This is a genomic window from Sporacetigenium mesophilum DSM 16796, assembly GCF_059569055.1.
On sequence record NZ_JCANUR010000032.1, the window covers coordinates 1 to 11,406 of the forward strand.

At 28.4% G+C, this 11,406-nt stretch carries 11 protein-coding genes; 3 read left to right on the forward strand and 8 right to left on the reverse strand.

Annotation, left to right across the window (positions count from 1 at the left end; all coding sequences use genetic code 11):
- Nucleotides 1-296: 296 nt before the first annotated feature.
- The 3 genes from BS62_RS14775 to BS62_RS14785 are packed head-to-tail and all read right to left on the reverse strand — an operon-like array spanning nucleotide 297 to nucleotide 4,492.
- A complete protein-coding gene (locus BS62_RS14775; protein ID WP_496492031.1) occupies nucleotides 297-1,691 on the reverse strand; it encodes an McrC family protein in 1,395 nt (464 codons plus the stop codon).
- 2 nt (nucleotides 1,692-1,693) lie between these two features.
- Nucleotides 1,694-4,078, reverse strand: coding sequence for an McrB family protein (locus BS62_RS14780; protein WP_496492032.1), 2,385 nt, complete (start codon nucleotides 4,076-4,078; stop codon nucleotides 1,694-1,696).
- A gap of 48 nt (nucleotides 4,079-4,126) precedes the next feature.
- Nucleotides 4,127-4,492 (reverse strand): acylphosphatase, encoded by a 366-nt coding sequence (locus BS62_RS14785; protein ID WP_496492033.1) that lies wholly within the window; start codon nucleotides 4,490-4,492, stop codon nucleotides 4,127-4,129.
- Nucleotides 4,493-4,653: 161 nt separating this feature from the next.
- Here BS62_RS14785 and BS62_RS14790 point away from each other — a divergent pair, with 161 nt between their 5' ends.
- The 3 genes from BS62_RS14790 to BS62_RS14800 all read left to right on the forward strand — a co-directional run bounded on the left by BS62_RS14790 (nucleotide 4,654) and on the right by BS62_RS14800 (nucleotide 7,024).
- Nucleotides 4,654-5,379, forward strand: a complete 726-nt coding sequence (locus tag BS62_RS14790; protein ID WP_496492034.1) for a CPBP family intramembrane glutamic endopeptidase — start codon at nucleotides 4,654-4,656, stop codon at nucleotides 5,377-5,379.
- A 165-nt stretch (nucleotides 5,380-5,544) separates the two neighbouring features.
- Nucleotides 5,545-6,240, forward strand: a complete 696-nt coding sequence (locus BS62_RS14795; RefSeq protein ID WP_496492035.1) for a hypothetical protein — start codon at nucleotides 5,545-5,547, stop codon at nucleotides 6,238-6,240.
- Nucleotides 6,241-6,331: 91 nt separating this feature from the next.
- Entirely contained in the window at nucleotides 6,332-7,024 is a 693-nt protein-coding gene (locus tag BS62_RS14800) for a hypothetical protein (protein ID WP_496492036.1), read from the forward strand.
- Between the two features lie 30 nt (nucleotides 7,025-7,054).
- Here the strand turns inward: BS62_RS14800 and BS62_RS14805 are convergent, their stop codons facing one another.
- From BS62_RS14805 to BS62_RS14825, 5 genes are all read right to left on the reverse strand, one after another.
- Complete coding sequence (locus BS62_RS14805) at nucleotides 7,055-7,594, reverse strand: fascin domain-containing protein (RefSeq protein WP_496492037.1); 540 nt, start codon at nucleotides 7,592-7,594, stop codon at nucleotides 7,055-7,057.
- A gap of 109 nt (nucleotides 7,595-7,703) precedes the next feature.
- Nucleotides 7,704-8,321 carry a histidine phosphatase family protein gene (locus tag BS62_RS14810; protein ID WP_496492038.1) on the reverse strand — a complete coding sequence of 206 codons (618 nt, stop codon included), beginning with the start codon at nucleotides 8,319-8,321 and terminating at the stop codon, nucleotides 7,704-7,706.
- A gap of 155 nt (nucleotides 8,322-8,476) precedes the next feature.
- Nucleotides 8,477-8,893, reverse strand: a complete 417-nt coding sequence (locus tag BS62_RS14815) for a hypothetical protein (protein ID WP_496492039.1) — start codon at nucleotides 8,891-8,893, stop codon at nucleotides 8,477-8,479.
- 175 nt (nucleotides 8,894-9,068) lie between these two features.
- Entirely contained in the window at nucleotides 9,069-9,902 is an 834-nt protein-coding gene (locus BS62_RS14820; protein ID WP_496492040.1) for a histidine racemase CntK family protein, read from the reverse strand.
- A gap of 171 nt (nucleotides 9,903-10,073) precedes the next feature.
- A complete protein-coding gene (locus BS62_RS14825; protein WP_496492041.1) occupies nucleotides 10,074-10,757 on the reverse strand; it encodes a DNA alkylation repair protein in 684 nt (227 codons plus the stop codon).
- Between the last annotated feature and the right edge of the window lie 649 nt (nucleotides 10,758-11,406).

Sequence of the window (11,406 nt, forward strand, 5' to 3'; positions counted from 1 at the left end):
CACGCCGCCAGCGTTCATCCTGAGCCAGGATCAAACTCTCATGATAAACTTGGCATTACTTTATAAATAAATGGTGTGTTAATTGACCTACTGTTTAATTTTCAAAGTTCAATTTATTTTGTCCTTGTCTTAGCGACAAATAATATTATATAATCTCAAACTTCTTTTGTCAACTTATTTTCTTGACTTTTTTCGTCCTTTTCTTAAGGACAAGTAATAATATAACATCATTTATTATATGCGTCAACACTTTTTCTAAAAAAATTTCATAAAAAAAAGAAACTATCAGGATGACCTTATAAATCACCTTTGATAGCTTCTTTTTTCTTTAACATTTTTTCAAGTTCATTATATAATAACCCATCATTATAACTATAAGCATCCTCAACTTTATTAATAGTTAAATATCTTTTATAATCAAGAACAAAACTTACAATAGTAATATTAATAACAATGCCGTCATCAATAAAAGGACTTTTGATAACGTATTTAATATTATCATCGAAATCTTTAACCCTTGGATAAATAAGACCCAAGTCTTTATACCCACCCCTAAAGGCATAAGAAGTCATTTGATACATATCACTTTGACTTATACCAAACTTAGGATATTTGTTTTTATCTATTATTTTATACTTAGTATCCAAAATCATCGGATTGTTATATTTATCTTTTATAAAAATATCTTGTCTTAAATTAAATGCCCTAGATATAAAGTTGTCATCACTATATAGATCTGCTAAAAACAAATTGCTTTTTTGGCTTTTGATTTCTTTTAGATCCTTTTCAAAGTTCTTCTTAATAAAGTTAAAAATAAAATCTTCAAATAATATCTCCATAGGAACTAAAAAGCAAAAGTTCAATTTACTATCATTATCACTTTTAGATATAGAACTATTACTTAAAAACATTTCACAAAATTTAAGTACAATATTGTAATCAGTTTCTAACCTGCTTAATTTCACTTCATTACAGTCACTTCTACTACAACTAACATCATCAACTTCATCTAATATAAAGTTTATTTGCCTTAAATAAGCAATGCTATCTTTATTTGAAGTAGTTTTTAAAAGCATATTGCTTACGTATTTAATAATTTGATTGAACTTATTATTAAACTTAAAAGGCTCATAAACAGTATTAAACTTATTCCATCTGCCAGTTGCAAGATTATTGTTTATATACTTAGAAGTATTTAACCTTCCCTTTAGAAACTCCAATTCTTCTTCAACTTCTTCATAAGCATTATATGGCTTGTTGTAAATTAAATTTGATGTATACTTACCAAATATATATATTAAAAATTCAATAAAGCTATCAATATTGTCAAAATCAACATTTGTATCTACAATAGGGAACTTTATTTTATCACTTAATCTTAGCCAATATAACAAATTAACCATTAAGTACTTATCTATGTGTTCTTTATCTATATTTTCAAATACCTTAGGATAAACAGTTATATTTTCACCTTCATAACTTATAAACCCTACATAGTTTCTAGCCTTAACTTTTTTACCATCAAATATTAAAAACTGTTGCTCCCTTACTACTTCCTCATCACTATACATAGAACTATCATCATACAAACTATATCTATTGTTCCAACAGTCATTAATAAATCTTCTAAAATCATTTTGATTTATAGAGTTTTTAAGTTCCTTGAATTTTCCAAACTCCTTTAACTTCATAATTACTCCTCTATTCCATCAAAGTATAATTGGAATGTATCATAACATCTTCTAACTTTTATACCGCCTTTGCCTAAAACATCTACAACATCACTTTCATTAGAATAAAAATACTCATTTAATAAAGGTATAATCTTTTTATTTACAATACCCTCAAGGTCATCCATAGTTTTATTTACAAAGAAAGCATGTCCTATTATATAGTCAGCACTTCTCTTTTTATCATATATAGCACCATTTATAGGTTTTAGAATATGAGCAAACTCTGGTATAACAGAATAATCAGTATACATAGGTATAAAGTCAAATCTTCTTCTAAGAGCTATATCTATAAGGGCTATAGACTTATCTGCAGTATTCATAGTCCCTAATATAAATATATTTGATGGAACTCCAAATATCTCCTTAGAAGGCAAAGTTACAGAAGTTTCATTAAGTTGGCCTAATCTTTTGTCATCTTCAATTAAAGTTATAAGTTCTCCAAATATACGAGAAATGTTTCCTCTATTGATCTCATCTATAACAATAACATAATAATTTTCAAGGTCGTTTTTAGCTCTTTCTACTAAATCCTTAAATATACCATCTTGTTTAACAAATGATAATTGGTCAGTATTATTTGTATTTGCTCTAATACCTTGGATAAACTCTTCATAACTGTAGTTTTGATGAAATGTTGTAAATACTATTTTCTTCTCAGCTAAATACTTCTTATATCTTTTGAATACATTTTCTCTATCTACTTTGGATTCTTCAACTACTTCATCTATTTCCTTTTTCTCAACTATACTAACAGCGTAATTTACAGTATTATAAGTCTTACCCGTACCTGGAGGTCCATATAGTATCATATTCAAAGGAGTTTCTATTTCCTTTTCGAAAACCATTTCTTCTTCATACATCTCTTCATATACTTCTTCATCTTCAGCTATAACTTCTGTATTATATTTATCTAAGTCTATAGACTTGTTTTCTATATTCATTTTTTCTATCCTCGCCAGTAATTCATCTATATCAACATCAAATATTTCATTTAAGATGCTACTTTCAAACTCTGAGTTTTCTTCATTTTTAACTAAAATAGCACTTTTGCTACTTTTCTTATTTCCCCATGGCTTATTCTTAGTTAGATTTTCTATACTGCCCTTAGGTTCTTCTAGCTTTTCAAAACCTCTGTAGTATACTCCATTTTCACCTTTAGTTGCAGGAGATGTGAATACCCCTAAGAACATAATTCCTTTGTTTTCATCAAATCCATAGAAAATATTGTAGTTAGCAATTTTTTCTAAAGCTTTGTCACTAGATACTATTATATTATTTTTTAGATAAGTATCTATTTCTTCTCTAGATAATCCCTTAGTGTTATACGGTTGAAGTTTTAGATAGTTAGTTTCTATATTCCAAAGCTTCACTAAGTTCGATTCAAACATTAACTTCCCATAGACCCTACCCCTATTTTTTTCGTTCTTAACTTCTATATTATACTTTTCTAATTCTAAATGTATTTTTTTGCATAAGTCTGAGTAATTGTTTTCTACATCAGTGTTTGGGTCTAATAGTTTGCAAAACTGCATTAACTTAGAATTCTTAAATCCAGTTATCTTGTCCCCTGGATTGTTTATATATAGTATTACATTTCTTACTACCTCTGTTACCTTGTTTAAATCATTGTACTTTTTGTAACTTATTAGGTTTTTAATCCAATCATTTTGATATACATTAGTTCTTGCAAGTGTTCTTTTATCTTCATACTCATTGTATTTATTTTTATTAAAGGCATTTAAGTCTATATATGATACAATTTCGTTTATAATATTTAAGAAACTATGTTTAACCTCTTCGTTTATATAGTTGTCTAAAAGATCTTGAGTTTTAAAATTCCCTAGTGTTTCTATATCTGACTTTAATTCATCTAAGGCATTGTTGCTTATTACAAAGTTTTTAAACTCTGCCCATTTTTCATCTAACTTTTCAAAGGCATAATCTTCTCTTTCCATGTCATTTTTTATGTATCTACCACTATCTTCTAATGCCTTATCTATTGCAAGCTTTATACGTTGCTCATAGTCATTTTTTGTTCCTTCATATGCTCTTTTTAATATAGGTAAATACTTATCTAGATCTTCATTGTGATCTATTTTCATTTCTGCTTCTAATGTCCATCCATGGCTTTCTGGAACTATTCTTATGTTTAGATTTTGGACTTCTTCATCTTTTACATATTTTTTGTTTACAAGTATTCTTGTGAAATCTTTTCTTGATTGTAGTTCTACGTACATTTTTGAATTTATTTTAAAACCGATATAGTCATTTGTGTTGTATTGTACAGTACCATATAGACTATTTAGGTACTCACATATTCCCTCTATTCTTTTGTTAATCTCCATTACTACCTCCAATAAGTACTCCTATCTATTTTATTTTAACAATTAAAATTATTCCTTTATCACAGTAAAATCCTTCTCAATATCTAAAATCGATCTTTCATTTATTATCACACCATGAACAGATGCTCTTTTTAATGACTTCATATAATTTATTAGAAAAATAATCTTTTCATTTTCACCTTGTATTTCAGCTTCAACATTGTTATCATCTCTATTTTTAACCCAACCAGTTAAGTTTAGACGTTTTGCTAATTCATATATTTCTAATCTAAATCCTACCTTCTGCACTCTTCCTGAAAATAATATCTTTTTTCTAGCAATAGGTGTTGGAGTAAAGTTAGGCAACTCAATGTGCTTTACTTGATTAATTACATATCCATCTAGTAGTTTTTTTAAATAATATTTAAATCCCAAAACAAATCCTCCTTAATTGTGTATAAGTCTTGTGCGACTTATATCAAATATAACATTACTTATATCACATTTAAACCTATCCCCTAAATTATATCTCTCATATTGACATTTTGTCCCCGCATATTATATATGGACTATATTTTTATTATTGGGGGTATAAAATGACAACATCACAGAAACACCAAACTGCTACTCCAACTATTTTAGAATCTATATTTATAATCTTAACCTTCTTTTTAGTAACACAAAACTCTTACCTCGGAGATTTGGCAAAAAAATTTATAGGATTTGATAATGTATTTCAAGTTATAATTTTCATGTTAATAACTGAAGTTGTCTGTCTTTTTATTTTGTATTTTATATTAAGGCCTTATCTACATAAATTAAGAGGGTATTTTCTAAATTATAAGATTCTTAAATATGCTATTTTGGGTGTTTTAGCAAACTTTTTTATAACATTTGTTTTTAAAGCAATAATTTTATCTTTAGTAGGTCCAGGAGTTATGAAACCACCATTAAATCAGAAAATGTTAAGTCTGATAATAACTCAATATCCATATTTAATGTTTTTCTCTATAGTAATTTTCGCTCCTGTTGTAGAAGAACTTGTGTTTAGGTTTGCTATATTTAAACCATTATCTACTAAAAATAAACTTTTGGCTTATTTATTGTCTTCATTTATATTTGGATTCCTTCATATTTCAACTAGTGTAATGTCTTTACATAACTATAAGGAACTTTATTACCTTCCTGTATATATGACAGGTGGATTAGTGTTTGCTTACTTATACGACAAAACAAATAACCTTGCAACACCAATTATAGCCCATATGTTAAACAACTATATAGCATTTATATTTATATTGTGTAGTGCGTATTTACTTTAAAATATAATTATTTTCTATTGCAAGTTTTATACGCTGTTCATAGTCCACTTTAGTTCCTTCATCTCATTACATATACCTAGTTTTTTAAATTTCGCATAAGTAACCATTTTCAACGTTTTTTTATATATTTAAATATAAAGTATTATTTAATTAAGAGGTGCTTAAATGAGTAACTATACAAAAAATCCATATTTATATTGGCATAATAAAATGATGCAAAATTATACTATATATGAAAATAGTAAAAATAAAAAAACAAGACAAATAAGTGTTTCAGGTGAATGGGATACAAACTGGGGAAAAATGACATTGGAACAAAATGGCACTAAAGTAACTGGTACCTATGAATGGGATAATGGTAAATTAGAAGGTAATTTAGAAGAATATACATTAAAAGGATTTTGGTCAGAGGCCCAATCCTATGATTGTCCTCATGAAAAAGGAACATTTGAGCTTATATTTTACTCAGATGGAAAAAGTTTTATAGGTTATTGGGGTTATTGCGATGGTAAAATAGCAGGTGATTGGACAGGAACTCTAAAAACTACGACTCCTAAATTAAACGTAACTGGAGTATGGACAGTAGGGGATGGAAAAATAATACTAGAACAAGAGAACGGCAATGTTAAAGGTAAATACCTAGGTTTAGACTTTGGTGTAGAAGGTGAAGGAGATATTTTTGGAATTTTACAAGGAAATACATTAATTGGTCATTGGTATGGAGATCCTGCTTTTTATTATCCTGGCGGTTCAGGAAGTTTAAAAATAATATTTTCACCACAGGGAAACAGCTTAATAATCTACTTCTCTGATTACACCGGGTTAGTAAGCACTTTTAAGGCATTTAAAATTAACTATTAAATATTATACTTATCCATCAGTAACATTTTGTACTGTTTTGTATATATTTTAATTATTAGGTGTTATTTTAATTATATTAAGAGGTGCTTAAATGAATAACTTTACAGTAAATCCATATTTATATTGGCATAATATAATGATGCAAAATTATGCTTTATACCAAAGTAAGAAGAATAACAAACCAAGACAAATAAATATTTCAGGTGAATGGGATACAAACTGGGGAAAAATGATATTAGAACAAATTGATAACAAAGTAACTGGTACCTATGAATGGGATAATGGTAAGATAAAAGGTACTTTAGAAGGATATATATTAAAGGGGTTTTGGTCACAAGATATAACACATGATTGCCCTAACGACACAGGACCAATAGAATTTACATTTTCATCAGATGTAAAAAGTTTTACAGGAGTTTATGCTTATTGTGATGGTAAAGTAGCAGGTGGTTGGACAGGAACTTTAATAAATGCAACTCCTACATTGAACGTATCTGGCACATGGACAGTAGGTAACGGAAAAATAGTACTAGAACAACATACTGAACATGTTAAAGGTAGATATGAAGGTTTAGGCTTAGAAGGAGAATTTCAAGGAGATATTTTTGGAACTTTACAAGGAAATATATTAACTGGACAATGGTATGAAAATCCTAATCTTGATTCTACTAGTGAGTCAGGTCCTTTAAAAATAATATTTTCACCAGATGGAAAAGAATTAAGTCTCTATTACTATGGTCACAAAGGTTTATCAAACAATTTAAAAGGGGTACGAATGAATTAAAAAAACAGATATCTGCTACGATATCTGTTTTTATAATTTCGCCTCTTGCACTTCAACTATTGTAAAAATTCCCTCTGGTTTTATGGAAGGACTATCTCCTTTTACTATAGTATTATCTACCACTACATAATGTCCTTGATTAGTTTTAAGAGCTAATTTATCTGGATATATAGGTATTATTTCAAACTGAGCATTGGGAATTACATATGCCGTTTTGGCACTTAAAAAATGGTCTCCTACGTCTGTCGTGGAGATAAAATAGTTTTTTGAAGTTCCTATAACTACCTTCTCTCTATCTAATCCCTGTGGTACAAATGTAAGATTTGTTTCTGGAGTTATATTATCTTGATTTGCCATTACAAGATCTCCGCCTCCAGATATTGCTACTAAATATTTATTGTTATATGTCTTTAATATCATTTTTGTAAGCTTTCCAGATTTTAAATCTGATACAAATTTGTGTATAGGCACCTCTTGTTGTATATCTTGACGATTTTCTAATTTATAAAATTTATTAAAATCTATACTATAATAGTAGTATAGAGTTGATATATAATTTAAGTACAACATATTCTCTCCCTTCAAATATCTTATACTTATACTATGATACTTATATAAAGATAGTGAAATTATATTTTAACATTACAAATATAAAAGGCCATAATAAACAGCCTTCTACCTATAGAAAAAACCTGTCTAAGTGAGAACTATCAACTTCTAAACTAAGTTTGATTTTTCCATCAATAACTTCTAATATAGTTAAACTCGTATCACCAATATAAGGCGGACTCCAAAATTTTTCTAGAGGATTGTCCTTTGCTATTAATATAATAGCTTTTACTATTGCAGTATGAGTAACTACTAATATATTCTTACCTTCATTATTGTTTATAATATTAGCTAAACCATTTTTTACCCTATTTATTACTGAATCATAACTTTCACCACCCATAGTCTCAAATATATGTGGTTTATTTATAAAATTATCGTATTCCACAGGGTATTTTTCGTTTATTTCATCAAATGTCATGCCTTCCCATACACCATAATTCATTTCTTTAAAGTCATCATTTAAAACTAGTTCTGTATTATTATATTCTCTTATATAGTTAGCTGTATCTACCGCTCTTCTTAGAGGGCTACAATGTATTGCATCAAAATCCATATACTTTAGGCTTTCTCCAAGCTTTTTTGCATTTTCAATTCCCTTTTCAGTAAGAGCCGAATCATGGCATCCTTGCATTCTCTTTTCTGCATTCCAAACTGTTTGGGCATGCCTTGTTATAAATATCTTCATTAACAATCCCCTTTCACAAAATTTCCTTTGCTCATATTTATATTACTAAATTTCTCCAATATACATCTATATCCTCTAATTTTAAAAAACTCGCTACGCTCATGTCGCAATTTAAAAAGCGGATTCATTATGAATCCGCTTATGTATATTAAAAACTATTCTTGATAATTTGAAAGTGTAGTATTAGCTGATTGTAGTGCACTTTCTACAGCATTAAGAGTGCTTTGTATTTTTTGTCTATTTTCTGGTTTTTCTACTGAATTTAATGCTTGATTTAAAGAACTTTTACAGTTTTGTAATTGGCTAGCTGCAGTTTGAACTTCTTGTCTTGCATTTAAACCTTGGCTACCTGAAGAACTTTGTAATCCTGACATACTTGACATTCCTGAACTACCTTGTGATCCCATACTACTTTGCATTCCTGACATATTTGGCATTTCTGAACTACTTTGTGACCCTATGCTACTTTGCATTCCTGACATGTTTGGCATTTCTGAACTACTTTGTGATCCCATACTATTTTGCATTCCTGACATGTTTGGCATTCCTTGGTTATTTTTCATATTTTGCATATATTGTACCTCCATATTTTTATTTGTGCTTATCACACAAACCTATTATGTGATACTGCAAATATAAAAATACTAGAACAAAATCCCTGTGCCAACTATATTTTTCCATTATTTACAATAATTTATTTAATAAAATTTTTAAAATAAAAAAGGGCATTATCTTGTGATAATACCCTTATACATATACAATTCCTTCTGATACAATATCTACAATTCCTTTAAGATATATATCATCTACATTATTTTCATTACACTTTGTACATACTTCTAACTGACCTCCAGGTTGATTCACCGTGATATTTACACCTTTTTTAAGTTGATATGAAACTACTACCCCTAATGCTGTAGCCCCTGAACCACATCCTCTTTCCCAAACAAGGCTTTCTAATGATGCTACATAAACTAAAGGTTCAATATATGACTTTTCTTCATTATAAAACATTATGCCAAGTGCATCATATTCCATCCCATTTAGTTCTTCTTTAACTTTCATAAAAAACTCTTCCCTAGATTTTATACCTTCGCCATTAACAATTAAATGAGTTATACCTGGGAACTCTACAAGGGTTCCATTATATATAACATCTTTATATTCTATAGAAATATCTTTTATTGATTTATGTAAAGGCATATTTACATTTGAAGTGTAACTGTTTGAATTATTAAATTCTACTTCACAATATATAACTTCATCTACTCCAGAAACCTCTAATGGTACAGTGAATTTTCCTTCTTTTTCATGAACACCAAAATATTCTCTTTGAACTAAAATAGCTGCACAAGCCCTTGTTGCATTCCCACAAAATTCATCACCCATCATATGTAGTCTAGCACATGCTTCACTATTTTCTTTAGAAGGTTTTTCTATAAATCCCACTTGTTCTGCATTAATGTTACTATATGCCATTATCTTTTTTGCCACATCTTTGTATGTAGAACGTGGTAGGGGGTCGAGAATAAAAACAGTCATATTCTCTGTAGGGTTGGCCTTTATAAAATTTAATTTCATATTGTTCCTCCTTATAAAAGCAACATTTAGAGCTTTATATAAAGATATTTAATATTTTTTGAAAATATTACAACATGAAACTTCTAATTTATATCTGATAATCACAAAAATCAATTCTGTTATTAAGTATATCTACATAATATTAATTATGTAGACTAAACTATGAAATTACTATTTACGTTTCATACTTTTTATAAGTTGTTTTGTTTCTTCATCCACCCTTAAAGACTCAGTTATTTTTTGTAATCCTTTGTTATATGTAAAATCATCTAGTGTATTATTGTTTAGATATTTCATTGTCTTTTGCGGGAACTTAATATAACAAATTGAAATAGCCCAAGCAACAGCCATTTTAACGTAATAAGCCTCATGCTTTACTTCATCTAATAATATTAATACCCTATCAATGTAATCTTCTTGTATAAAAAAGTCTAGAAGCATTACAATGCCAAAACGCAATTCAAATTCTTGTTTTGATGATAGATATGGCTGTATATACTCCCAAACACGTTCCATATTTGTTTTGGTAAATTTCAATCCAATACAAAAGCTATCACAAACAGACCAGTTATCGATCTTTGGTACAAAGTCAGTAATATAACTTAAAACTTCTTCGATATCAGTTTTTACATATCCAAGGACCATACCTTGCAACATAACCTCTTCATAGTATTCATCTTGTGCATATTTCATATATTCTCGCCAATCTCCCTTGGCTATTTCTTTTGCAAGTTTTCTTAATAGTGGTATTCTAACCCCTATAATATTGTCAATACCAGGGCATAACTTACTTTGAAACTTTTGATATTCTTCATCTGCTAATTCAAAAATCTGTTCTCTTATTGTCTTTTCCAATTTTCTTTCTCCTTATAATTATCTTATATTATATATTTAAGATTATATCACTTTAGCCCCCCTCAAAATCCGAAAAATCTTACGTATATTTGTTATATAAATACGGAATTATAAAACCGCACAATTAAATTGAATATTAAGAATTCTATTTTAAATGAAGGTATTTATATACAACTTGTAGAATTATACTATGTCATCTATATTTAATGGGGGTATATATTTGTATGGATTTATTTTTAAAAGCACTTTTTTGTGCTCTATCATCGCTAATGATCTATGTTCTAATGAATTACATTCATCAAAAAATGTAATCTATAAAATAAATAACATTCTATACAAAATAAAAGAGTGGCTTGTTGGCTTCTAGTGTTGCATCAAAGAAATACTTACAGATTGACAATGGAAAAAATTTAATAATGAAAAAAAGAACCTCCTTGTGGTTTAATGGTTTTGTCCAGAAACCAAACACAAGGAGGTTCTTTTTTATGACTATTACTATTAATAATAATAAATTAGTTTTTCATAAATTGCTAGAGGAAATTGGAGGTAGTTTTCTTAATAGTACAATAAAGAAATACGATGGAGATTATAGAAGTCAGCACTTTGACTCAAAATCGCATATAAATTCAATGTTGTACTTGAATATAAG

Bases quoted from the DNA above. Each gene is read 5' to 3' on its own strand.
- BS62_RS14775 (WP_496492031.1), bottom strand. From the start codon at position 1,691: ATGAAGTTAAAGGAGTTTGGAAAATTCAAGGAACTTAAAAACTCTATA.
- BS62_RS14780 (WP_496492032.1), bottom strand. From the start codon at position 4,078: ATGGAGATTAACAAAAGAATAGAGGGAATATGTGAGTACCTAAATAGT.
- BS62_RS14790 (WP_496492034.1), top strand. From the start codon at position 4,654: ATGACAACATCACAGAAACACCAAACTGCTACTCCAACTATTTTAGAA.
- BS62_RS14795 (WP_496492035.1), top strand. From the start codon at position 5,545: ATGAGTAACTATACAAAAAATCCATATTTATATTGGCATAATAAAATG.
- BS62_RS14800 (WP_496492036.1), top strand. From the start codon at position 6,332: ATGAATAACTTTACAGTAAATCCATATTTATATTGGCATAATATAATG.
- BS62_RS14805 (WP_496492037.1), bottom strand. From the start codon at position 7,594: ATGTTGTACTTAAATTATATATCAACTCTATACTACTATTATAGTATA.
- BS62_RS14810 (WP_496492038.1), bottom strand. From the start codon at position 8,321: ATGAAGATATTTATAACAAGGCATGCCCAAACAGTTTGGAATGCAGAA.
- BS62_RS14815 (WP_496492039.1), bottom strand. From the start codon at position 8,893: ATGCAAAATATGAAAAATAACCAAGGAATGCCAAACATGTCAGGAATG.
- BS62_RS14820 (WP_496492040.1), bottom strand. From the start codon at position 9,902: ATGAAATTAAATTTTATAAAGGCCAACCCTACAGAGAATATGACTGTT.